The 22,640-nt window shown below is 34.1% G+C and carries 27 protein-coding genes; 25 read left to right on the forward strand and 2 right to left on the reverse strand.

Features of this window, described 5'->3' with window-relative positions; all coding sequences use genetic code 11:
* The first annotated feature begins 60 nt into the window (after positions 1–60).
* From J7E16_RS05720 to J7E16_RS05825, 22 genes are all read left to right on the forward strand, one after another.
* Complete coding sequence (locus tag J7E16_RS05720; RefSeq protein WP_214889725.1) at positions 61–1,275, forward strand: phage portal protein; 1,215 nt, start codon at positions 61–63, stop codon at positions 1,273–1,275.
* The gene (locus J7E16_RS05725) at positions 1,262–1,960 is read left to right on the forward strand and encodes a head maturation protease, ClpP-related (RefSeq protein ID WP_214889729.1); all 699 of its coding nucleotides are present in this window, start codon (positions 1,262–1,264) and stop codon (positions 1,958–1,960) included. The genes J7E16_RS05720 and J7E16_RS05725 overlap by 14 nt, the downstream gene beginning before the upstream one ends.
* Before the next feature lie 56 nt (positions 1,961–2,016).
* A complete protein-coding gene (locus J7E16_RS05730) occupies positions 2,017–3,213 on the forward strand; it encodes a phage major capsid protein (protein WP_214889732.1) in 1,197 nt (398 codons plus the stop codon).
* A gap of 17 nt (positions 3,214–3,230) precedes the next feature.
* Positions 3,231–3,353 (forward strand): HeH/LEM domain-containing protein, encoded by a 123-nt coding sequence (locus tag J7E16_RS05735; RefSeq protein WP_214889735.1) that lies wholly within the window; start codon positions 3,231–3,233, stop codon positions 3,351–3,353.
* Between the two features lie 3 nt (positions 3,354–3,356).
* Complete coding sequence (locus J7E16_RS05740; RefSeq protein WP_214889738.1) at positions 3,357–3,680, forward strand: head-tail connector protein; 324 nt, start codon at positions 3,357–3,359, stop codon at positions 3,678–3,680.
* On the forward strand, positions 3,667–4,014 hold the full coding sequence (locus J7E16_RS05745) for a phage head closure protein (protein ID WP_214889741.1): 348 nt from the start codon (positions 3,667–3,669) through the stop codon (positions 4,012–4,014). The genes J7E16_RS05740 and J7E16_RS05745 overlap by 14 nt, the downstream gene beginning before the upstream one ends.
* Positions 4,011–4,376 carry an HK97-gp10 family putative phage morphogenesis protein gene (locus tag J7E16_RS05750; RefSeq protein WP_214889743.1) on the forward strand — a complete coding sequence of 122 codons (366 nt, stop codon included), beginning with the start codon at positions 4,011–4,013 and terminating at the stop codon, positions 4,374–4,376. The genes J7E16_RS05745 and J7E16_RS05750 overlap by 4 nt, the downstream gene beginning before the upstream one ends.
* Positions 4,376–4,798, forward strand: coding sequence for a hypothetical protein (locus J7E16_RS05755; RefSeq protein WP_214889745.1), 423 nt, complete (start codon positions 4,376–4,378; stop codon positions 4,796–4,798). Before J7E16_RS05750 ends, J7E16_RS05755 begins: the two co-directional genes overlap by 1 nt.
* A 21-nt stretch (positions 4,799–4,819) precedes the next feature.
* A complete protein-coding gene (locus J7E16_RS05760) occupies positions 4,820–5,383 on the forward strand; it encodes a major tail protein (RefSeq protein WP_214889747.1) in 564 nt (187 codons plus the stop codon).
* Between the two features lie 73 nt (positions 5,384–5,456).
* Positions 5,457–5,774, forward strand: a complete 318-nt coding sequence (gene gpG / locus J7E16_RS05765) for a phage tail assembly chaperone G (protein WP_214889749.1) — start codon at positions 5,457–5,459, stop codon at positions 5,772–5,774.
* A gap of 23 nt (positions 5,775–5,797) precedes the next feature.
* Positions 5,798–5,965, forward strand: a complete 168-nt coding sequence (locus tag J7E16_RS05770) for a hypothetical protein (protein WP_214889752.1) — start codon at positions 5,798–5,800, stop codon at positions 5,963–5,965.
* Between the two features lie 18 nt (positions 5,966–5,983).
* Positions 5,984–9,982 carry a phage tail tape measure protein gene (locus J7E16_RS05775; RefSeq protein WP_214889754.1) on the forward strand — a complete coding sequence of 1,333 codons (3,999 nt, stop codon included), beginning with the start codon at positions 5,984–5,986 and terminating at the stop codon, positions 9,980–9,982.
* Positions 9,979–10,722: a hypothetical protein gene (locus J7E16_RS05780; protein ID WP_214889756.1), complete on the forward strand. Its 744-nt coding sequence runs from the start codon at positions 9,979–9,981 to the stop codon at positions 10,720–10,722. The genes J7E16_RS05775 and J7E16_RS05780 overlap by 4 nt, the downstream gene beginning before the upstream one ends.
* A complete protein-coding gene (locus J7E16_RS05785; RefSeq protein ID WP_214889757.1) occupies positions 10,719–14,465 on the forward strand; it encodes a phage tail spike protein in 3,747 nt (1,248 codons plus the stop codon). The genes J7E16_RS05780 and J7E16_RS05785 overlap by 4 nt, the downstream gene beginning before the upstream one ends.
* Complete coding sequence (locus tag J7E16_RS05790) at positions 14,462–14,935, forward strand: DUF1617 family protein (RefSeq protein ID WP_214889759.1); 474 nt, start codon at positions 14,462–14,464, stop codon at positions 14,933–14,935. Before J7E16_RS05785 ends, J7E16_RS05790 begins: the two co-directional genes overlap by 4 nt.
* A 1-nt stretch (position 14,936) precedes the next feature.
* A complete protein-coding gene (locus J7E16_RS05795; protein ID WP_214889761.1) occupies positions 14,937–15,212 on the forward strand; it encodes a hypothetical protein in 276 nt (91 codons plus the stop codon).
* Between the two features lie 110 nt (positions 15,213–15,322).
* On the forward strand, positions 15,323–16,099 hold the full coding sequence (locus tag J7E16_RS05800) for a hypothetical protein (protein ID WP_214889764.1): 777 nt from the start codon (positions 15,323–15,325) through the stop codon (positions 16,097–16,099).
* 96 nt (positions 16,100–16,195) lie between these two features.
* The gene (locus J7E16_RS05805; RefSeq protein WP_214889767.1) at positions 16,196–16,447 is read left to right on the forward strand and encodes a hemolysin XhlA family protein; all 252 of its coding nucleotides are present in this window, start codon (positions 16,196–16,198) and stop codon (positions 16,445–16,447) included.
* Positions 16,448–16,449: 2 nt separating this feature from the next.
* Positions 16,450–16,713, forward strand: a complete 264-nt coding sequence (locus J7E16_RS05810; protein ID WP_214889769.1) for a phage holin — start codon at positions 16,450–16,452, stop codon at positions 16,711–16,713.
* Between the two features lies 1 nt (position 16,714).
* Entirely contained in the window at positions 16,715–17,758 is a 1,044-nt protein-coding gene (locus J7E16_RS05815) for an N-acetylmuramoyl-L-alanine amidase (RefSeq protein WP_214889772.1), read from the forward strand.
* A 117-nt stretch (positions 17,759–17,875) separates the two neighbouring features.
* Positions 17,876–18,310: a DUF6941 family protein gene (locus J7E16_RS05820; protein ID WP_214889775.1), complete on the forward strand. Its 435-nt coding sequence runs from the start codon at positions 17,876–17,878 to the stop codon at positions 18,308–18,310.
* On the forward strand, positions 18,297–18,896 hold the full coding sequence (locus J7E16_RS05825; protein ID WP_214889778.1) for a hypothetical protein: 600 nt from the start codon (positions 18,297–18,299) through the stop codon (positions 18,894–18,896). The genes J7E16_RS05820 and J7E16_RS05825 overlap by 14 nt, the downstream gene beginning before the upstream one ends.
* A gap of 189 nt (positions 18,897–19,085) precedes the next feature.
* Here J7E16_RS05825 and J7E16_RS05830 read toward each other — a convergent pair whose 3' ends face one another.
* Complete coding sequence (locus J7E16_RS05830) at positions 19,086–19,328, reverse strand: hypothetical protein (RefSeq protein WP_214889781.1); 243 nt, start codon at positions 19,326–19,328, stop codon at positions 19,086–19,088.
* A 625-nt stretch (positions 19,329–19,953) separates the two neighbouring features.
* Here J7E16_RS05830 and J7E16_RS05835 point away from each other — a divergent pair.
* The 3 genes from J7E16_RS05835 (at position 19,954) to gloA (ending at position 21,345) form a co-directional block, all read left to right on the forward strand.
* The gene (locus tag J7E16_RS05835) at positions 19,954–20,487 is read left to right on the forward strand and encodes a GNAT family N-acetyltransferase (protein ID WP_214889784.1); all 534 of its coding nucleotides are present in this window, start codon (positions 19,954–19,956) and stop codon (positions 20,485–20,487) included.
* A 20-nt stretch (positions 20,488–20,507) separates the two neighbouring features.
* On the forward strand, positions 20,508–20,888 hold the full coding sequence (gene gloA2, locus J7E16_RS05840; RefSeq protein WP_214889787.1) for an SMU1112c/YaeR family gloxylase I-like metalloprotein: 381 nt from the start codon (positions 20,508–20,510) through the stop codon (positions 20,886–20,888).
* 76 nt (positions 20,889–20,964) lie between these two features.
* Positions 20,965–21,345, forward strand: coding sequence for a lactoylglutathione lyase (gloA, locus tag J7E16_RS05845; RefSeq protein ID WP_214889791.1), 381 nt, complete (start codon positions 20,965–20,967; stop codon positions 21,343–21,345).
* A 462-nt stretch (positions 21,346–21,807) separates the two neighbouring features.
* Here the strand turns inward: gloA and J7E16_RS05850 are convergent, their stop codons facing one another.
* Positions 21,808–22,233, reverse strand: coding sequence for a hypothetical protein (locus J7E16_RS05850; protein WP_214889794.1), 426 nt, complete (start codon positions 22,231–22,233; stop codon positions 21,808–21,810).
* Positions 22,234–22,640: the final 407 nt, after the last annotated feature.

Raw genomic sequence — 22,640 nt, forward strand, 5'->3', positions numbered from 1 at the left:
CAAGTTGATTGATGCATCACGATGATTAAAACGACCTAGAAAGGGGGGAGAAGATAAGATATGGCATATTTTAAATCTCTTAGTACAGTAAGCTATGACGATTACATTGAATCAGTGTTTGCTGGTAATACACAACCGCAGTATGTTGGTTTGACCGCACTAAAAAATAGTGATGTATTAACTGCTGTTTCAATTATCGCAGGAGATATAGCGCGATTTCCAATTATCAAAAAAGATTTTGAAGGGAATTTTATTCCTGATGAAGATATAAATTATCTGCTAAACGTAAGATCTACTTCGAATGCTACAGCACGTTCTTGGAAATTTGCAATGACTATAAATACAATTTTGACTGGTAATTCATATTCTAGAATATTACGTAATCCGATTTCTGGAAAAGTACTACAATATATTTTTTATAGGCCATCGGAAACAATGGTAGAAGAATTTGAAAATCACACACTGCTTTATACGTTCACAGATTCTATAACAGGTAAAACTATACAGTGTAAAGAAGAAGATGTTATTCATTGGAAGTTTTTTACTCACGATACAATTAGTGGTCGATCACCACTTCTGTCACTAGGAGAAGAAATTGCATTGCAAGAATCTGGTGTAGATACACTTACTAGGTTCTTTAAGAGTGGTTTTTCTAGCGGTATTTTAAAGTTGAAAGGCGCTCAATTAGGTAAAGAAGCACGTAAAAAAGCACGAGAAGAGTTTGATTACACAAGGGAAAATGCTACTGGAGGAAGTCCTATTGTTTTAGATGACACGATAGACTACACGCCTTTAGAAATTGATACAAATGTTTTACAGTTAATCAACTCTAACAATTATTCAACTGCTCAAATCGCTAAATGTTTGCGGATACCAGCTTATAAGTTAGCTGTCAACAGTCCTAATCAATCTGTTAAGCAATTGAACGAAGACTATATTAAAAATGATTTACCATATTATTTTGACGCAATCACAAGTGAGATAGCATTGAAGTGCTTTACAGATTCAGATAGAAAGATATTTCAGCTTATATTTGATACTCGTTCTGTAACTGGTCTTTCTGTAGAGGATATTGTGAGACTTTATAATGGAGGTATCTATGATGGTAACGAAAGCTTAAGCGAATTAGGCAAAGCTAAATCTGACGATCTAAATATGACTAGAAGAAAAGCCAGTTTGAACTATGTTTGGTCAGATAAAGCAGAAGAATACCAAGATAACCAGTCACACAAAGGATCATTGAAAGGTGGTGATGAAAATAGTGGTAAAGATTAATGTGAAAGGTCCTATTATCGATAACAGTCAAAAAAGTATGTACGACTGGTTTGAGATAGAAGCAACATGTCCCAAAGACATCACCGATAATATCCCGATAAATGGAGAAGAAATAGAATTAATTATTAATTCACCAGGTGGAATAGTAGATGCTGGAAGTGAAATTTATACTGCACTTAGAGAGTATGAAGGTGAAGTGACAGCTAAAGTTGTTGGAATGGCGGCAAGTGCAGCTTCAGTTATTATTATGGCTGCAAATAAAATTAAAATCTCACCAACAGCAAGAATAATGATCCATAATGGACAAAGACTTGCAGTAGGGGATCATAGAGATATGGGTAGTGCGGCAGAATCAATTATTGCAGCAAACAAAGCAATAAGGAATGCATATATGGATAAAACAAAATTATCAGAAGAAGAACTGACTGATTTAATGGATAAAGAGACTACAATGGATGCAAAATCTGCAGTAGAAAAAGGATTTGCAGATGAAATAATGTTCCAAGAAGATTCAATGCAATTAGTTGCCAGTGTAGGCAGCGGACTTTTATCAAGTGGAACTATTGCAAAAATTCGTACTATCATGGCTAAAGAAAAAGAAGAAAAACCAAATGACAATTTAGAAGCGATAAATCAGATGAAGAATGAATTATTGCTAGAAGAAATTCAAAATAGTTTGAAATAAGGCCTTCGATAAAATCGAATGTCTATTTTTATACCCAAAATTAGGAGGAACAATAAATGTTCAATGAAAAAATTAAAGAAATTCAAGCAAAAATGGAAGGTTTAACAGTAAACATCAACACACAAGCTGAGGAAATCAAAGCTAAATTAGAAGGAAATGATTTGGAAGCTGCAAAAGATATCAAAAATAAACGTGAAGAAAATAAGTCTACCTTTGCTCAATTAGAATCTGAACTAGATCTTTATCAATCAGTTTTAGAAACTAACACAGTTGAAGCTTCAGGAAAATCAAAACCAGTGAAAAATGATGAAGAAATTGATTACCGTGATGCAGTTAATAACTTCATCCGTTCAAAAGGACAAGATGTTAAGGGTCTGAAAATTGAAGGGAAAGATGAAATTGTAGTTCCTTATAACGTTATCAGAAATGAAATTGTGCCAACTGCTGATGGTGTAAAGAAAACTAATACAACTTCTATCACATCAGATGATATTTTATACACACCAACAAAAGAAGTTAACACTGTTGTAGATTTAAAACAATTCACTCGCGTGATTCCTGCTAAAAAAGGTAAAGGATCATACCCAGTACTGAAAAAAGCTACAACAAAAATGGTCAGCGTCGCTGAATTAGAAAAAAATCCGGCTTTAGCTAAACCTGAGTTTGATGATGTTGATTGGTCTGTATTAACTTATCGTGGTGCTATTCCTTTATCACAAGAATCAATTGATGATGCAGATGTAGATTTGGTTGCTATCGTAAAAGAACATTCTGAGGAAATCAAATTAAATACAACAAACGATGCAGTTGCAACGGTGATGAAAACTTTTGCTCCAAAAACAGTAATTGGATTAGATGATTTGAAAGCAATTCAAAACGTTGCTTTAGACCCTGCTTATAACATTGCTTATGTTGTTTCTCAATCTTTCTACCAATACATGGATACTGTAAAAGATTCTAATGGACGTTATATGCTGCAAGATTCAATCATCAGCCCAACAGGTAAAGTATTCAGCGGAAAAACATTATTTGTTGTTAATGACTTGGCATTTGGCGCTGAAGGAACTGCTCATGCCTGGGTTGGAGACATGAAGAGAGCTATTTTATTCGCTGATCGTAAAAACTTAGGATTGCGTTGGGCAGACAATGAAATTTACGGACAATATTTACAAGCTGTTACACGGTTTGATGTGAAAGTTGCTGATGAAAATGCTGGTTTCTTCTTAACATATACTGCTCCAGTGGGGGAGTAATAGCGCCACTAAACAATGTGGCGACAGTAGACTATAACAGCCTGACTGTCTTGCAATTAAAAGAAAAGTTAGATGAACGAGGGATTGCTTACAAGTCTACGGACAACAAAGCGACTCTCGTTTCCTTATTGGAGGGATAATGGATGGTTATGGATGAACTCCAATCGATAAAGCTTTATTGCAAAATCGACCAAAATTTTGAAGATGATTTGATAATAGAATTCTTGGAAGTTGTAAAGTTGCAAATATCCGATGCCATTGAAACTGGTTCAGACCCTGTAACTTATAGTGATGATCCTAGATTCAGGCTTGCCGTAAAAAAACAAGTTAAAGAAGAATATGAGCACCGAGGAATTACATCTGATACAGATCGTTATCCATTAGCAAATGGAGTTCTTAACATTATTCATCAGCTGAGGTACAAGAACGACGTAGTGGAAGTTGGTGGCATTAGTGAGAACTACTAATATGAACGAGCGTATCACAATTTTTAAAGAGACTCCTGGTCAAAATGATGACGGGGAAACAATAGACAATAAACGCACCGATTTATTTAGCTGTTGGGCAGAAGTTCAAAAAGCAACTGTAAAAGAGTTTAAAAGTCGGAGCAGTCAAGAATTTGGAGAAGGTATTCAAAAACGTAAGAGAACAATAAGCTTCAATATTCGTTATAGGCAAAAGGAAACAGTTGATACTAGTATGTTAATTGATTTTAGAGGAGACACTTACCAAATCATTGATGTTGAAACAGATTACATGAAAAAAGACTTTTCAATGATAAGCGCGGTGATGACAGAATGACTACTGGTACAAATGAATTGCTTTCTAACTTGTTAAAACTAGAAGTTCAAAATAAGAGGGCCGCACGAAAAGCAGTAAATGATGGCGCAGAATTATTTGCGAAAAATCTAAAAGAAAATACGCCTGAAGAAACAGGCGTACTTTCTTCAAGTGTAATAGTTACAGGATTTAAAGGTGCTAATCAAGGATTGATTGAAAAGGATATAGGATTCAAGAGAAGTGTTGGTTTCCGTGTTAAATACCCAAATACAGGAACGGTCTATCAAAGGCCACAAAATTTTGTTGAAAAAACAATCAAACAATCAACAACAGAAGTGTTAAAGATCTATGAAGACAGCATTATAAAGGGGTTGAAATTATAATGTTAGCAGAAGCAAGAGCTTATCGATTTTTAGTTGATAACGAAGAATTAAACTTGGCAATGGATGAAATTAGAGGAAAAAAAATCGATTCAACTAATGTCATTAAACAAGGAATTTTTACGTATACTATTCCAGATATTTTTATAAAAAAAGAAGTTGCTCCATTTATAAGAATAAATCCAATTGATGAGGATCCTGCTTTATTTATGGATGATGAAAACATAGCGGAAAATCAAACAATTCAGATAGATTTTTGGTGTAAAAGTGCTAGCGACTCTTTAAAAATTAAACGATTAATAGACAGGATTATGAAAGGAAATAATCATAGTCATTACGACTCAGATAGATATAAAGACCCTGATATTGACCTCATTATGAACGTGAGGAAGTATAGGGTCTTTAATTTTGATTTAGAAAACTAAAAATAGAAAGAGGTATAAATAATGGGAAAAGTTAAATTTGGTTTGAGTGCGTTCGAATATGGGAAAATAGTAGATGATGTAATTGAAGGAGCTACTAAAAAAGCGACTGGATTAGAAACTGCAAATATTAATATTACTAACGAGCTAGTAACAATCATGGCAGATGATGGTCCTTATGTAGTTGTTTCAGGTGGTATTACAGATCTATCATTGGAGTTAGGTATTTACGATTTAACTTCTGATGCTAGGACTGATTTTTACGGAATCACTGTAGAGAATGGAGTAGAAAAATATAATAAAAATTTAACTCCCAATGATATTGCCTGCATGTTCCGTACACGTATGGATGATGGTAAATCAGTATGGTTTGGTTTGTTAAAAGGGAAATTCAGTGTACCAGGTGCTTCTCTATCAACGAAAACTGGAGCACCCGCTCCAACTGCTGATTCAACTACCGGGCAATTCGTTGCACGCGGGGATAGTGAAGATGGAGATATGCTTTATATTGGGCGTGAAGATAATCCTGAGTTTGAGCTTGACGCGTTCAAAACTATGGTATTTCCAACTGCTTCAGTAGAAGGATAATAAATAAATTGCTTAAGGGTTAGTCATAATTGACTAACCCTTTTTACTTAATATTTCAGGGGGAATAGAAACTATGGCAGAAATTAAACTAATTATTAATGGAAAAACAAAAAAATTCGATAAGAAACAATTTTTTATTAAAGAGCATATTTTAGCCCTCCAATTTAGTTTGAAACAAGAAAAGTATCTCAAAAAAGAAGACCGAAACATTGAAGATATTGCTGAGAATCAAAAAAATTGGGCCGAGTTTATGTCAGATGTATTTGAAAAACAATTTACGGTAGAAGAATTTATAAATGGATTAGAAATTAAAGATAAATCTGCAGCTGAAGATATATATATTGAGTGCTTAGGCGGTAAAAATGATGAAGAAAAAAAGGAAAACCAATAACCACATTAGAAGCTTATCAGAGTATGAAGAAACTACTCAAAAGTTTAACAAAAAGTGGTTATAAACTTCCAGAAATATATGGAATGACATTATCTGATATTAATTTATTGATTGAAATTTCTGATGTAGAGGAGACAAAATCAGAACCAGAATTAACAACATTAGATAAGGCCTTTCCGTTCCTATTCTAAATAGAAAGGAGGTAAATAATGGCAAGTGATTTAGGACATATAGCAGCAACAGCTTCATTAAATATTGATCCTTTCCAACAGAGTACAAGGGTGTTGCAAACTCAAATACGTTCTTTGGATAGTGCATTAAAAGCACAAGAATTGTCTTTCAAAAACAACGGAAAAGGTATCAACGGACTAAAATCAGTTTATGAACAAACTGGTAAAAGTGTAAATAGTTACAGTGCGTTATTAGAAAAACAAAAGAAAAAATACAATGATTTAAAAGAAGAAATTGGTGATGTTTCAAAAGCATCAGATGATCAAAAGACTAAACTTCTTTCAGCTGAATCAGCAATGAATAAAACAGCTGGTCAAGTTGATTCTTTAACTGGTAAATACAATAGTTTAGGCAAAGAAATTGCCATACAAGATTCTAAATGGACTAAAGTTGGTACCAACTTAGATATAATCGGTACTAAAGCTAAAAAGGTAGGTGATAATTTATCTAGCTTCGGTAGCTCAATGACTAAAGGAGTGACCCTGCCAATAGTTGGTGGTGTTGCACTAGCTGTAAAAGCAGCCATTGATTTTGAAAGTGCATTTACAGGAGTAAAAAAAACTGTTGATGAAGTTGTAGATGCAAACGGAAATGTAATAGTTTCTTATAAAGATTTATCTGAAGGCATTCGTGAAATGTCCAAAGAGTTACCAGCAAGTGCTTCTGAAATTTCTGCTGTCGCTGAATCTGCTGGACAATTAGGAATTCAAACCGAAAATGTTTTAGCTTTCTCTAAAACCATGATAGACATGGGTGAATCAACTAACTTAGGTGCAACAGATGCAGCAACAGCATTAGCTAGATTTGCTAATATTACTGGAATGTCTCAAGATAAGTTCACAAATCTTGGATCTAGTATTGTTGAACTTGGAAATAATTATGCTACAACAGAAGCAGAAATTGTCGCAATGTCTCTTAGACTAGCAGGTGCAGGATCACAAATTGGAATGAGTGAAGCGGACATTTTGGGACTTTCAGCCGCTTTAAGTTCTGTCGGTATAGAAAGCGAAGCAGGTGGGTCTGCATTTAGTAAAGTAATGGTTAACATGCAACTGGCTGCATCCCAAGGTGGAGAAGATTTAGAAAATTTTGCGAATATTGCTGGAATGTCTGCAAGCGAATTTAAAACTGCATTTGAAAAAGATGCAGTTGGTGCTATAGCATCGTTTGTACAAGGTCTAGGAAACGCAGAAGAAAAAGGAACAACAGCAATTGAATTGTTAGATAATATGGGAATATCAGAAGTGCGTTTAAGAGATTCACTTTTACGTGCAGGAAATGCAAGTGATCTATTTACTGATGCAATTAAGACATCTAACGATGCGTTTGGTGAAAATACTGCCTTAACAGATGAAGCAAACAAAAGATACGAAACAACTGAATCTAAACTTAAAATGCTTCGAAATCAAGTGACGGATGTAGCTATTGAATTTGGTGGACCTTTTGTAGATGCATTAAGTGAAAGCTTAGTAGCTGCGGAACCATTGATTGAAACGTTAGGAGAGTTAGCTAGCAAGTTTAGTGAAGCAAGTCCAGAAACACAACAAATGATTGTGAAATCTATAGCGTTAGCTGCAGCGATTGGACCAGTTAGCAGTATTCTTGGTAAAACGATTAGCGTAGGTGGATCAACGTTATCTGTAATAGGTAAATTATCTAAACAATTTGGAATTATTAGTGGTACTGCTACAGCAAGTGCGTCAGCAATAGGAGCAACAACAGCTACTACTAGTACCTTGAGCGCTGGTATGGTTGGTGCAACAGGTAGTTCTGCAGGACTAGTTGCTGGATTGGGAGCCATTGCTCCAGCATTATTAATTATAGGTGGAGCTGTTGCTTTAGGGACAATTGCTTGGAAGGTTTGGGGAGAAGATGCTTTAGAAGCTAGTCAAAGGACTCAAAAATGGGGTTCTGATATTGGAGAAGAAGCTGATAAAGCTTTAGATGAATTTCAAACTATGTCTGATGAAGCAGGACTTGCAACCAATCTAATGGCATTCAATATTGAAGAAGGAACAACTAGAGCTATTGATGCTTATGCTGGAATGGCTGAAGGGATTAAAGAAGACGTCCAGTCAACAATTGCTGAAACGGAAGAAGGGTTAGCTGGGCTGCCTAAATCAGTACAAAAGATAGTTGCAGAATCAATGACTGCTGGTGTAGAAGAACAAACAAAATTAATTGCCGAAGTAGATGAAATTCAGTCAGCCATAACTGGTATTTATGAGAATGCACTTGCTGAAAATAGGGAAATTACTGACGGTGAAATTACTGTTATTGAAAATTATCATGCAAGACTGGCAAAAATTAGAAGTGAGTCTCTTAATTTAAGTGCTGAGGAACAACGTAATGTTCAGTCTGTAATGGCTGAAGATTTAAAAACATTCTCTGCTGAACAATTAATGCAACGTAAGCAAATGTTATCTGAAGAAACAACAGCTATTCAAGAAGGTTATAATGAACAAGCCAAATTATTGGAAGAACAATTAACTAGTGGTGTATTGGGTAGGTCAGAATACAATGATGCTATGTCCGCTCTAAATACTGCCGAATTAAGTGAATTATCTGATATTGGTGCTGAATACATCAAGGTTTGGGAAGCACAAGGCGATGTACCGTTAGAGATTCAAAAGAAAATTCTTTCCGATTTAGGACTGAACTATGATGAAATACAAGCTAGAATTGATTTGGCAAATCAGAAAATGGAACAATCAAACAAGTACATGGCTAAATCATCGCAAGACGCTTCTGAAGAAGTTAGAAAAGCAAATAACTCTTGGAATGAAATGATTCTTGATGATAAAACAGGTGAAGTTGTTACAAACCTTGACAAAGTAATTACTGATGCTAGTGAATCAGAAGAAGGCTGGAAACAACTTCAATTCATAATGAAGAATGCTGAATTGGACACTAATGCCAAAGAAAAAATACAAGATGCATTAATGGCAAATGGCCAGTGGTGGGAAATGGATTTTCCCACCCAATTCGCAGACGTTGAAACTAATGCAGGAGAAACTGCTACAGCTTTCTTACAATCTAACTATGATTGGGAAGGTATGTCATACGAAGATAAAATGGCAATCTTGAATACAAATACACCTGAAACACTTCAACAAGCGTTGATGGACACAGGAGTTTGGAATAATTTAAGTCCAACCCAACAAGAAATGATTATGACAACTAATGCAGGAGCGACTGCAAAACAAGCTTTGATAGCAACAGGACAATGGGATTCATTAACTCCAGAACAAAAACGTATGGTAGTTTCCAGCAATTCAACACAAAAAGCTTTAGAAGGTATTCAAGCTGCTACTAACTGGAATGGTAAAGATTGGGTTCCTAAAGATATACTTGTTAAAACAAACGCTAGTACCACAGCCAGTAATGCACAGAGATCCATTGATGGTGTTAAGGGTAAGACTGTCACTATTAAAACAATTAGAGAACAAATCACTAGTTATCAAACAATTCAAAAGAGTGTATTAGGTGGTCCAAGATTAGCTAAAGGAACGAAATCACACATCGGTGGTGAAGTATGGCTAGGTGATGGCGGTAAAAATGAACCATGGTTAACTCCACAAGGTGATTTTGGTGTTTCACCAAATGATTGGACCTTATACGATTTACCAAAAGGAACAAAAGTATGGCCTTCAGTTGAAAAATTCAAATCTGACATACCAAGATTTGCAAATGGGACAGATATTGCTGACACAAAAATTATGAGCACAATGAGCATGTTAAGTGATCAAACAAGAAATGCTAGCAACAGACAAGGACCTTCAAATAATATTGAAACGGTGCGAGAATCGTCCTCAGCAACAACGAAAATCGAGGGTGATACGTACAATTTGTATTTAACAGCCAATGGTGAATTGCCAAAATCCACAATCAATAAAATGGCTAAAATATTCCAACAAGCAATGAAAAATGAGAATGATCGTAAAAAAATGAGTAGAGGGGAGGTGGTGACACTTTGAGTACAGAGTTAAGTCCTGGTCATTTTATTATCGGAAATAAAACGAGTGAAGAATTAAAAAGTTTTATTCAGACTAGGCCCAAAATTACTAAACCAAGAAGAAAGATTATAATGAAACCAATTCCTGGAAGAAGCGGTGATTTGATTACTGATGAAGATTCCTATGAAAATGGATTGTTTGAATTGACTGCATTCGTCAAGGGTTCTAGCCAAGATGAAACGGAAGAAAATCAAACGATTGTTGGATTGGCTTTTGACACTGGAACGTACCAATCTTTTGTACCTTATTGGGATAGCAAATATGAGTATCAAGTCATCACTACTTCTGGTCCAGATTTTTACGGTACAAGAGCATATGGTTTTTCTGATCCCTATGATGTTCAATTAAGCTACAAGCCGTTTAAAAAACTAAGGAATGTTAGTACGTTTATATTGACTAGTTCTGGAACGGTTAGCAATCCGTTGAAATATGATTCAGTGCCGTATATTAAATTAACAGCAACAGGTGACGTGACTTTAAGAGTCAATAACGTAGATGTTGTGTTAAAAAACATTGTTGAGTTTATTGAAATAGATTCAGAAATAGAAGAGTGTTATAAGTTTAAAAGTAATGTACTGACGAATGAAAATAGTAAAATGTATTCTTTAGATTTTCCAGTATTTAAACCAAGAGCCAATACTATTTCATGGGTTGGAAATGTTACGCAAGTAGAAATAGAACCGAGGTGGAGAACTAGATGACACCTATTCTATATAAAGCAAATGAAACAGATTTTTATCATAGAGGCATAGGATCTCTTGGAGAACTAACTTTTGTAGAAGTAACAGAAGAAGGAAACGGCGACTTTGGTTTGGTGCTAGAATACCCAACCAATGGTCGCTATTTTAATTCCATTGAAGAGTTTATGTTTATCAAAGCAAAACCAAACTCAGAAGATGAAGCACATATCTTTAGGATCTATGAAATTGAAAAAGATACTATTGGAATGTCGGCAACGATTTATGCGACGAGTAAAACTATTACAGATTTACAAGGGAACATGGTTCGGAAAGTGATCGGTAACAACGAAATACCACAACAGATTCTAAATAGAATGAAAAGCAATTTAATCTATCCAACAACGTATGATTTCTACTCAGACATTACCACTAAAAGCAGTACGGAATGGATACGAAGGAATCCTCTTAACTGTATTTCTGGCGAAGAAGGCTCTCTGCTGCAATACTGGGGTGGTGAAATCAAACGTGGGAACCAAGTTATCTCATTGCTCAAAAGACGTGGAAAAGATAACGTGGCCACGATTAGATATGGTAAGAATCTTAACGGACTAGTTGCTAATTTTTCAGTAAAAGGAATGGTCACAAGGATTTTACCTCACTTTACGTATACTCCAGAAGGAGCAAAAGACCCGGTAACAATTGAAGGCAGTTTTGTAGATAGTCAGTACATTAATAATTACCCAATACCTTTCATTCGAGAGGTTGATTATTCGAGTGATGAAGAGGTTACTGACTTAACAACTTTGAATGCAAAAGCTAAACAATATTTTACTGAAAATATAGATATTGATAAACCTTCTGTGACGATGGATATTCAAATAGAGGATTTATTTTCAACTAGTGAATACAGTGATAAGTTCAAACAGCTAGAAAAGATTTTATTATTTGATACAGTTACGGTTTATCACAAAGTTTTTGATATCTTAATTACTGCAAAAGTAAATAAGTTGGTATTTGATTCGTATCGAGAAAAGAATGTCTCTTTAGAAGTCGGAAGCATTAGAAATACATTGATGGATGATGTTAAAAAAGATACACAGTACCAATTGAATGAAGTAAAAAAAGAATTAAATTACTTGTCTATAAGTGCTGATGGTAAAAATAGAATCAACTACGGATCCGCAACACCGTTAATAGCGAGTATAAACGATTTGTGGTTTAAACCAAACGGTGAGTTTACCATCATGTATCGATTTGATGGTGCTTACTGGCAAAAGATTAGTGACTCAGAAGATTTGGATAAAGTGGCTAAAGAAGTTGAACAACATACAGATGAAATAGCTGCTGTCACCCAATCAGCAAACGATGCAGTAACAAAAGCAGACCAAGCAATCGCCGATGCAGGATTTATCAAGCTAGATGTTGCTCAGGTTAAATCAGACGCACTAACCACAGCTAGTACAGCTCAATCAGCTTATAATAACGCCATTTCAGCCTTGAATAAAGCAGACACCGCTATTTCTACCACTGAAAGTTTTTCTTTATTGGTTAATGATTTAGAACAATCTGTTACTTTTAAGGCGGATAGTAGCAGGGTTGATACAATATCTAGCAAAGTAGATAGTCAAAGTTTGCTGATTCAAGCTAATGCTGATGCTTTAATCTATAAAGCGGATAAAACTTTAGTAGATACGATAAACCAGACAGTCAATCAACATACGAATGACATCTCAATCAATGCACAGGCTATTAATGCTAGATTGACTTCAACACAAGTTGACAGTTTAGTTGCTGCTAAAAACTATGTGAATCAAACTCAGTTGAATACTACCTCTAGCGGGTTGCAGTTGGATATTACCAAGGTTAGTACTGATTTAAGTAATCTTGAAATTGGTGGAAGAAATTATTTCAAAAATTCGGAAAAAGAAGTAACTGGTTCAAGAGAATTTATTAACTCGCATAATTGGGATATGGCTTCGATTATTGACAAGAACGGATTGATTTCTTATGTTATATCTTTTGATTTAAAAACAGCAGTTGCTGGAAATATTAATGTATATGCTCAAAACGGAAGCGGTTCTAGACATGGCATAGGTTCACATGTGATTTATGCTACTACAGAATACAAAAGATATTCGATAACATTTATACCTACAAATAGTAATTTATCTTTAACTCAATCATTGTTAGCTTTTTATGGACAAGCTTATGGCAATGGCAGAATACCAAGTGTTAAAAACGTTAAAATGGAAATTGGTAATAAAACTACAGACTGGTCACCTGCTCCAGAAGATATGGCTACACTTGAGCAATTCACAACTTTAAATGCTACTGTTGATGGTATTCAAACAACTGTTGGAACAAAAGCAAACCAAACACAAGTCACTCAATTAGCCAATCAAATTACTACTAAAGTGGAATCATCAACTTATACTACTAAAATGACACAATTAGATAGCTCGATTAATTTGAAAGTTGCTAAAGCTGATTTAATCTCTCAAATAAACATCCAATCCAACAACATTCTTATCCAATCAGGCAAGCTTTATTTAGATGCCGCTTCAGTCATTTTCTCTGGCAGTGCTTTTATACCTAGTGCGGCGATTACTTCGCTAACAGTGGATAAATTAAATGGTGGAACAGCTAACTTTGCTAACTTTAACGCGATTAACATTAATGTATCTAGTTTAGTTGGCAATACAACAGACTTCATTCAATCAAATTGGAATAAAGCAAACACTAGCTTATCTGTCAATGCAGCTGGTTTAACCTCTGTATCTGGTGCACTTTCAACAACATTAAATGCCGGTTCTATTACAACAGTTAGTGGTACAAAAACAGGAACCATTAACGCTTTAGGCATGCAAATAGCTAATTCAAGTAACGGTTGGACAACTAAGCTTTATTCCGATGGCTTAGAGTTTCAATGGTATGGCGTTATTCGTGGAATAACACAAACATCTGAAGGATTAGAGATCAAACCCACTACAGGTTCAGGTGCTCGCCTAAATAGTGCCTTAGCTTTAACGACTGGACCAGGTAACGACAAGATAGCTTATTTGCAATTAGCGAACCCAGATGGTGGAACCAATTCACGTTTAGAAATGAATGGTACTCAATTAAGTTTGCGCCATCCAAATGGTGGCTCTCTAGATATAGCCGATTATGCCTATAATGGACAGCTAGGAAGAATCAATTCTGGTAAATTTAGAACAACCACTACAGACGGTCGCGGGATCCAGATGGAAGTTAGTCAAATTAGTGTCTTAGCAGGGAATCAAACAATTTATATTATGCCTTCTGGAACGGGTGAATTAAGAATCGGTAATGGCAGTGCAAATCCTACTCTATGGCCCATTCGTGCATCACAATTTATACAAGGATCTAGTCGTGATTCTAAAACAAATATAAATGATTATACAGGCAATGCTTTAAATGAATTGAGTCAACTAAAAGTAGTAACGTATAACCGTAAAGATGATCTTGCTAGAGGAGTTGACTACCTATCTTTAGGATTTATAGCAGAAGATAGTCCAGCGATTGCAGTTTATAACGCAGGAATGCCAGCCGGTGTTGATCAGTACAAGATGGTCAGTCTAGCAATTAAAGGGATACAAGAATTAGACCAAAAAGTTATATCGATAGGAAACAGTGTTAATGCTAATAACACACTTGCAAGTCGTGCTTTCTCAGAAATGCAACAATTAAAAAATAAAGTGACAGAATTAGAACTTAAAATACAAAAAATGGAGAGTGCAGCATGAAAACAATCAAATTACAGAATAAAGAAGTCATACCAGTCTATCAAGCGCTAGAAAACATAGTTGTACAAGGCAGAAAACCACGTCGCGGAAAAGGCAAATTGCAAAAAGTGTTGAAAGCAAAGAACGAGGAACATATAGAAGATTTAAACGAGATTCGTTCTGACTATTTCAAAAAAGAAGAAGATGGTACCTTTGCTGAAAACAATGGCAATCTCGTATGGTTGGATAAATACAAAGACGATCAAGCAGTCAAAAATAAAGCAAATGAGCAAACAAAAGAGTTGAATGAAGAAATTATAGGAATTGATTTGGTAGAACATGAATCCAAAATCAAGTCCTTTTTGGATGCTCTAGAAAAAGATGAATTTACTGGTAAAGATAATTTGCGAGATGAAGATTTTGAAACACTGATGGAATTGTTAGAAAACGCTTTTGAAGGTAATGAAGATATGAAAGAGGAGGAAAAATGATATGAATGGAATAGTAGGGAATCAAATCAAGTATATTTTAATTCAAACAAATACAGTAGAGGGTAGTACTGCTCCCCAAGAGGCTATGTTCTACAACGAATACAACAATACCTTAACCTCTTCAGGTGATATTAATACGGCAACTAAATTTAAAGAAGAAGACTTGGAAAAAGTACAATCCATTGCTAGTCTTCAAACTCAATTAGCTGCATTGTTTGGTAAATTGTTTAAATATGAAGTTATTAAAGAAACAATTGAACGTACTGTAGTTGAATAAGTCTAAAGAGAAGAGTGACCAGAAATGGATACTTATTAGTTTATAAAAAAAATTAAGTTTTTTTAAATTATTCCGATATTATTGTTAACAATATATATTGGAGTGAGTTAATGGAATCTATAATTAATTATTTACCAAAAATAAGTTACATCGCATTGGTACCATCTGTTTTAATCTTTTTAAAAATGGGAATTGATACTTTTAATATAACTAAAGTTGAAAAAGCAATTCTAACAGATTCAAAAAAAATTGCTATTCATTTATCACGTATCTGCCTGTTTAGCTTATTTTATTCAACATTTTTTTTTGCTGTAATGTTATTTGATGATAGCATTAAGGATATGGATTTTCTTGAAAAGCTTATTCTTTTTTGTCTTAGTTATATACTTGTATTTTTGATGGTTGTAGCTGTATACCCTTTATTTCTTTTTCTTATTCAAGTTTTTTCTTTTAAAGAAAATTATTATTTCAAAGATAAAGATGAAAATATTGAGTGGAAGATAGTTAGAAGAGTTGACAAAAATAAATTGTTAGTATTACGAAAGGGTGTTTCATGTAAGTTTATTAATGCTAATGATATTATTAATAAGGAAATAACTGCTAAGCTAGATAATGTGAAAACAAAAAGGAAATCATGGATTTATCAAAGTAATAAGAAAGTTAAAAGATTTCAAATATTTATAGTTATAACAACATTTATTTGGATGGTAACTAAAATTTGGAACACAAATCAGGTGTCAACTATTGATATCAAAACTAGATTGATATTTATAGCGTTGATAATTGTCTATTGTTCTTTTTTGTTGCACTATTATATAGTAAAGAATAACGATAAGCTTATAAAAAGATATCCGATTACTGAAGATAATGAACTAATAGCAGAATAAAAACGAAGGTAGTCAAGAAATTGGCTGCCTTTTTATAATGACTAAGAGTGGCCAGAAATGGTTGCTCTTTTTATATTGATAAAAGGAGAGTGAAACATGCCAGAAAATATTTTTGAACATGAAATGATTGACCGATTGGCACGTATCGAGGTTAAAGTGGACGATATAAAAGCTACACGAGAAACAGCCGAATCAGCAGACAGAAAGTCTGATTTAGCAATGACAGCAGTCAAAGAAGTTGAAAAAGATATCATTGAGATTAAAGCAAATAACAAATGGGTATGGGGGTTTATCATATCTTTTGCAATAGGAATGTTTATGTATCTACTAAATAATGGAGGTTTTTGACAATGAATAAACTAAATATAAAAGGTATTCCAACAGGAACGTGGGTAAGACTTATCGGGTTGTTTGTCATACTAGCTAACCAAGTGTCAGTATCTATTTTCAACTTTCAGTTAGTACCTTATCCAGATGAATCAATCTATGAAGGAGTTTCAACTATCTTGACTATTCTGATTTCAGTATTTGCTACATGGAAAGATACACCAGTTACAATAGCTGCGCAAGAAGGAAATAAAGTAACGAACGAATTGAAAGAGGAGGATAAGTAATATGACTAAAATTTTATTATTCGCAGGGCATGGTAGAAACAGAAACGGTTCATTTGATCCAGGAGCTTTAGGATATATCAACAAAGGTGAACATAAGTATTATGAACAAGATTTTTTCAAAGCAGTTAAGAAGTTTCTTCCAGCAAATAGCAACGTGATTTTATTCAGTGAACATAATGTATATGATTATAAAGATTTAGTAGCTTTGGCTAAAAAATACGGTAAAGATACTATTGTTGTTGAAATGCATTATGATGCAAGTAACGACGGTTCTGCTAGTGGTGGTCATGTAATTGTTCATGCTGATTATGCTCCTGATAAATTCGATTTAGCTATTCGAGATGTAGTCAAAAAGCACATAGGTGTCCGCTACACACACAAGGGTAATTCTGGTATAAGTGGACGTGATAATTTAGGAAACTGCAACAGAGCTAAAACAGGTGGTATTAACTACCGTTTAGTTGAACTAGGTTTTGGCACAAACAAGAAAGATTCTGATGCAATGGTTAAAAATATAGATGCTATTGCTAAAGATTTTGTCATTGCATTAGTTGGAAAAGTAAGTAGTGAAGTAGTTGCTATTAAACCGGTAATAGCTGTTAAAGCTGTTTCAGTTGCTAAACCAGTAGTTACCAAGTCTGTTGATCAACTAGCTAAAGAAACAATCAATGGTGTTTATGGTTCTGGTGATGCACGTAAAAAAGTACTAGGTTCTCAATTCGATGTAGTTCAAGCAAAAGTTAATCAATTACTTGCTACAAAGAAAGTTGTTAAAGCTCCTGCTAAGACTGTTCAGCAACTAGTTGCAGAAACATTAGCGGGTAAACATGGAAACGGTGATGCACGCAAGAAATCGCTAGGATCTAATTATAATGCGGTTATGAACATTATCAACGGTAAGGCTGTAGTTAAAAAGTCTGTCGATACCGTTGCAAAAGAAGTTATAGCTGGTAAGTTTGGTAATGGTACAGATAGAAAGAAAAACATTGAAAAGGCCGGTTACAATTACAATGAAGTTCAAAAACGAGTAAATCAATTACTTTAATAGACACAACAAAACCCTATCTCAATTACGAGGTAGGGTTATTTTTTTGCTTTTTATCTATTTAAAATATAAAATCAATGGTATATTGTATGTGAGAAGTTTTTAGGAGGAATAAATATGAGTAACGAAGTGACTGTTCAAATTATTGTATCAGAAGATATGGAAATTCATCAAGTGGGGCAATCACAAATGACTAAAGTAGTTAACCCAGCATTGGTAATGAGAGTTCCTTTTGTACCAACTGGCTTATCACTAGCGATTATGGTAATTACAACGGGTATCGATTTTTCAAAAGAACATAAAATGACGATAAAAATATTTGATCCTGAAAAAGACGAGACACTGTATACTACAAATGAGAATACTCTTAATTTACCAAATATAGTTTCAGATAATTTCAATTTTAACTTAGATTTAAAAAATGTTCCATTTAAGCATAATGGTATGTTTGAAGTTCATTTCATACTAAATGGCGAAACGACAATTCATAAATTTAAAGTAATTGGTAATGAAGACTTAACTGTTCCAGGTACTATAGATGGAAACAAATAGTATCAGAATTGAAGAATTTCATCATCTAACAACAAATAGAACATTTAATTACCTCATAGAGCAGAATGAATCAAAAAATCTATTAAAAAACATTGTAAAAGCTACCGTTTTTTTTACAGCGTTTAATTTTTCGAATGTTGTGAACACTTACTCGAATATTCAAGAACCTGTTTCAGCTATATACTCTAATCAAAACGTCAAAATAAACGATAAACTGATCAACAGAAGTACAAACGTTGTTGAAAGTTATCTCATAGATGAAGAGGGGATGGGTCTAGTGCCAAAAGAAGACGATGTAAGACAAAGAGATTTAGATAATATAAAAGAAACAATAGAGGCTAAACTCGGTACTGTCACTGTTAAGATAAACAATGTATCTGATGATATTAGTGATGTGAAAACTAGTATCAAAGATAACTTCTTAGAAATTAAAGGAATTATAAATGATATTAATATTAAAATTGATAACTTGCCTACTGAGGAGTACGTTAACAATAAGGTGAACGGATTATTAGTTAAAGTAGGTAGTGGTGCAGTTATATTATTTGGACTGTTAATTGCTTATCTTGAATGGAGATTCGTTTAGAATTTAAATACTATAAAAAAACCTATCACTCAGTTGAGGATAGGTTTTTTTCGTTAACACGTAACTTTCTTAAACGGCAGTCTCCTACCTTTATAATCCCATAATTGGCCCAATAGAGTAGGTTGGCTGTCAATCTCATAAAGTGAACAGAATAAAAAACTCCCACAAAAGTGATAGTAAAAGATATACTTACATTTCTTCAAAAAATTCTTCAACAGATTTCACCTTATCTAAATATTCATTGATTAAGCAATCAGCAAGATGCCGCGCGTCATCAATAGTATCGCAAGGGTAGCTAGTTGATTCATTTTCATAACTAACAATTACATACGGCAATTTAATAACGGATCTAAATGCCTCTATTTTCAACCCTTCATGTCTAAAACAACTTATACTTGTATCTGGTGGTAAAAATTCTATAAATGCTTTCATTCAAGATTCTCCTTTAAACGTGATGCTTATAATATACGCAGATTAATTTAAATAATTTAAATATGTTATAATTATTTTATTCTCCCACTCACTAAGGTTTAAAGTTGCCTATTATTAAAGCATAAATTTATAATAAAAAAAATAAGCCCGCCCGGACTTTTTAAAAAAAGTTACGACAAAGTTACGACTAAAAATAAATGTTAATCATTCTTATTCCTTTTCAATAAATCTTAAACCTTATTAAACCAACAATTTACAGGTATTAAAGCTGAATTAAGGCCTATAAAAACTAATAAATCAGCTTGAGGGGCTGGTGGGAGGATCTCCCGTGGAAGTTCGAGTCTTCTCGGCCGCATAAAATATTTTTTACTGTATAATAAAAGGAGATTTGCTTAGGTGATTTTAGTCATAAGCATGGCTTCTTTTTTTTGCAATTAAAAATAATAAAATCAATTGATTGAAAAAATAAATTCAGTGAGCTTGTGGATCAAGTTAGTATAGTGAAAATTAGTGTTGATCTTAGTCGTTAGGCTAGTGACAAGTAAAGAATTTAATGCTAATTTAAAGGAAATAAGAAAATATAGCTAGGTGCTTTATTGGCAACCTAAACTAAAGGAGAAAAAGGATGGAACAGGTTAAAAGAAAAGAAAAGCTAAACTCTGAAGAAATCTGTATTGAATTAGCAACAATTGAAGATCTTGATCAAATTGTTGCTATTTGTGTCGAAGGGTATACTCGTGCATCAGCAGTAAAGGATAAGCAAAAAGTACAAAAAAGGGTTGAAGAATATTATTATCCTGAAAGAATTCTAAAGGAAATTGAAAATGTATCCTCTAAATGGAGTGGGTGGATCGTTGCTCGACTAGATGAAAAAGTAATTGGCGTAATTGGTGGAGGCATTGTTGATTCTAAGGTAGCAAAAATTTCTGATTTGTATATTGATCCAGATTATTTAAGAGAAAGAATCGGAAAGCGTCTAGTCGATCACTTAACACAAATGCAGCAGTTATTAGGCAACCATACCCAGTTGGCCAGTTTATTTAAATCGAATAAAGAGAGTTTTCTATTCTATGAAGCTCTTGGTTTTAAGCGAATACACGATAACAGTGATAATGAGAGCTCGGATTTTACAAGTATTGAAATGGTCCGTGATATCTAAAACAATGGGGGGAATGTCTGATGAATATAAAAAAAATCCATCATGTTGCAATTATTGCATCTGACTATCAAAAATCAAAAGAATTTTATACTGAGGTCTTAGGTTTAGAAATCATACGCGAAAACTATCGGTCAGAACGAGATTCTTATAAGCTAGATTTAAAATTAGGAGAAAGTGAAATTGAATTATTTTCTTTCCCAAATCCAACAAAACGACCTACGCAACCTGAAGCAGCTGGGTTAAGACACTTGTGTTTTTATGTCGATGATTTTGATGAAGCTATCCGACTGTTGAATCAAAAAGGCATTGAAACAGAGCCGGTGCGAATAGATGAATATACAGGCGGGAAATTCACTTTTTTTAAGGATCCAGATGGGTTGCCGCTAGAGCTACATGAATGAATAATTTTTGAAGTCTAAATAGAATTGTATTAAGATAGAGAAGTACGAACTGATGAAACGAGAGGATGATTAAATAATGGTAAAAAAAATGTTGCATACTTGTGTTCGAGTGAAGGATTTAGGAAAATCGGTAGAATTTTATACAAGTGTATTAGGCTTTAAAGAAGCACGTCGGTTAGATTTTCCAGAATCTAAATTCACACTAGTTTATCTTGCATTAGACAACGACGACTATGAATTAGAATTAACGTATAACTATGATCAAGAAGAATCATATACACTTGGCAATGGTTACGGCCATTGTGCAATCGGTGTGGATGATTTAGGAGCAACTCAAAAAGAGTACAAAGCAAGTGGCTATGAAGTTACAGATTTAAAAGGCCTTCCAAATAACGCAGCTGCTTTCTTTTTTATAACGGATCCTGATGGTTATAAAATCGAAGTTATCCAAAATTAAGGCAAGTTTTTTGTAACGATTATAAGGATTCAAAAAAGAATCATATAACTTTTGTTATTGAAAAATCTACGTAACTAAACGTACTACTCTATTTATGATTCGGATATGTAAGTTCTATAATTTTCGGTGTCAGTAGTTTAGTTTGATCACTTACTTGAAATTTCTGTCGGAATAGGAGTTGCTTGTAGCCGTGTAAAGAATCCAATGCGAATTACAAAGCCTTAGCGCTTTAGCGATTAAGCTTTGTTTGAGGCTTGGAAGCCTGGAAGACTTGCTTTTTAGGCTTCAGGCGTTTCCATGGCTCTCCACAAGCAAATCCGTTATTCCATAAGAAATTTCTTTTAAAACACTAACACCATTTTTCAAACAATCGATATACAACAAAAAAAGTGTCTGTTTATCAGGAAACTGATAAACAGACACTTTTTCTTATTCTAGGCTGGTTATGTCCCAGCCTCATTCTTACTTAGGTTCTTTTAAACCAAAGCGTTCAATCAGATTAGCTAGATTTTGTTTGTGCCATGGAGAATCAGCAACTTCTTTAGGTACTTTGTATTTTTTAATGCGATCATCGTCAGCAGTAGCATCATTGTATTGGATTATCAGAGTATAATGGTTAGGTTGTTTTTTGAAATAGATTGATTTAACTTCGAGTAAAGGAACTTGGGCATAGTCACCTTCAATAAGGGCCATAGAATCTTGAACAAGCGGCAAAATAACGAATTCTTTTTTACCAAAATTCAGGTAAATTTTTTCAGTCTCATTCTTACCTAATAAAGTAGCGTACCATTTTCGATTCCGGGTTTTTCTTTCAACCAAAATAGTGCTACCTGTTTTTGCTTCTAGACCATGACGATCCAAATAATTTACGATAACGTCTTCTTTCATAAAAAGGCCTCCTTAAGTTAAAGTCTTGCCTAGTAATGAGGAAAAACTCTTCTATTGAATCAACCCCATTATAGAACAGCTAAAGAGTTAGTACCAATGATAAGCATGAAAAATGATAAAGAAGTTCTTAGCTAATTTAGAAAAAAAGAATGAATAGTAGGAAAACTCCTTGTGCTTGATGAATATACATGGTAAAGTACATACATGCGATGAGTTGACCTCCAATCAGGTGACTTCGGTCATTTCGCTGCGGCGACAAGTGATTGGAACTTTAGACAGGGCACAACCGTACTTAGGTACAACTGCAAGATGCAGGTGCTTGGACCCCTCTGTTTTGTGGAATTCATGGGACCTATTCATGCAAATGAATATTGTCGGAAAAAGCACTGATTTTATCAGTGCTTTTT

The organism is Carnobacterium sp. ISL-102 (assembly GCF_018612935.1).
Classification (GTDB): Bacteria; Bacillota; Bacilli; order Lactobacillales; family Carnobacteriaceae; genus Carnobacterium_B; species Carnobacterium_B alterfunditum.

What these genes read in the sequence shown, in the direction of transcription:
- J7E16_RS05720 (WP_214889725.1), top strand. Translation starts at nt 61, where the DNA reads ATGGCATATTTTAAATCTCTTAGTACAGTAAGCTATGACGATTACATT.
- J7E16_RS05730 (WP_214889732.1), top strand. Translation starts at nt 2,017, where the DNA reads ATGTTCAATGAAAAAATTAAAGAAATTCAAGCAAAAATGGAAGGTTTA.
- J7E16_RS05740 (WP_214889738.1), top strand. Translation starts at nt 3,357, where the DNA reads ATGGTTATGGATGAACTCCAATCGATAAAGCTTTATTGCAAAATCGAC.
- J7E16_RS05750 (WP_214889743.1), top strand. Translation starts at nt 4,011, where the DNA reads ATGACTACTGGTACAAATGAATTGCTTTCTAACTTGTTAAAACTAGAA.
- J7E16_RS05755 (WP_214889745.1), top strand. Translation starts at nt 4,376, where the DNA reads ATGTTAGCAGAAGCAAGAGCTTATCGATTTTTAGTTGATAACGAAGAA.
- J7E16_RS05760 (WP_214889747.1), top strand. Translation starts at nt 4,820, where the DNA reads ATGGGAAAAGTTAAATTTGGTTTGAGTGCGTTCGAATATGGGAAAATA.
- gpG (WP_214889749.1), top strand. Translation starts at nt 5,457, where the DNA reads ATGGCAGAAATTAAACTAATTATTAATGGAAAAACAAAAAAATTCGAT.
- J7E16_RS05770 (WP_214889752.1), top strand. Translation starts at nt 5,798, where the DNA reads ATGAAGAAACTACTCAAAAGTTTAACAAAAAGTGGTTATAAACTTCCA.
- J7E16_RS05775 (WP_214889754.1), top strand. Translation starts at nt 5,984, where the DNA reads ATGGCAAGTGATTTAGGACATATAGCAGCAACAGCTTCATTAAATATT.
- J7E16_RS05785 (WP_214889757.1), top strand. Translation starts at nt 10,719, where the DNA reads ATGACACCTATTCTATATAAAGCAAATGAAACAGATTTTTATCATAGA.
- J7E16_RS05790 (WP_214889759.1), top strand. Translation starts at nt 14,462, where the DNA reads ATGAAAACAATCAAATTACAGAATAAAGAAGTCATACCAGTCTATCAA.
- J7E16_RS05795 (WP_214889761.1), top strand. Translation starts at nt 14,937, where the DNA reads ATGAATGGAATAGTAGGGAATCAAATCAAGTATATTTTAATTCAAACA.
- J7E16_RS05800 (WP_214889764.1), top strand. Translation starts at nt 15,323, where the DNA reads ATGGAATCTATAATTAATTATTTACCAAAAATAAGTTACATCGCATTG.
- J7E16_RS05805 (WP_214889767.1), top strand. Translation starts at nt 16,196, where the DNA reads ATGCCAGAAAATATTTTTGAACATGAAATGATTGACCGATTGGCACGT.
- J7E16_RS05810 (WP_214889769.1), top strand. Translation starts at nt 16,450, where the DNA reads ATGAATAAACTAAATATAAAAGGTATTCCAACAGGAACGTGGGTAAGA.
- J7E16_RS05815 (WP_214889772.1), top strand. Translation starts at nt 16,715, where the DNA reads ATGACTAAAATTTTATTATTCGCAGGGCATGGTAGAAACAGAAACGGT.
- J7E16_RS05820 (WP_214889775.1), top strand. Translation starts at nt 17,876, where the DNA reads ATGAGTAACGAAGTGACTGTTCAAATTATTGTATCAGAAGATATGGAA.
- J7E16_RS05825 (WP_214889778.1), top strand. Translation starts at nt 18,297, where the DNA reads ATGGAAACAAATAGTATCAGAATTGAAGAATTTCATCATCTAACAACA.
- J7E16_RS05830 (WP_214889781.1), bottom strand. Translation starts at nt 19,328, where the DNA reads ATGAAAGCATTTATAGAATTTTTACCACCAGATACAAGTATAAGTTGT.
- J7E16_RS05835 (WP_214889784.1), top strand. Translation starts at nt 19,954, where the DNA reads ATGGAACAGGTTAAAAGAAAAGAAAAGCTAAACTCTGAAGAAATCTGT.
- gloA2 (WP_214889787.1), top strand. Translation starts at nt 20,508, where the DNA reads ATGAATATAAAAAAAATCCATCATGTTGCAATTATTGCATCTGACTAT.
- gloA (WP_214889791.1), top strand. Translation starts at nt 20,965, where the DNA reads ATGGTAAAAAAAATGTTGCATACTTGTGTTCGAGTGAAGGATTTAGGA.
- J7E16_RS05850 (WP_214889794.1), bottom strand. Translation starts at nt 22,233, where the DNA reads ATGAAAGAAGACGTTATCGTAAATTATTTGGATCGTCATGGTCTAGAA.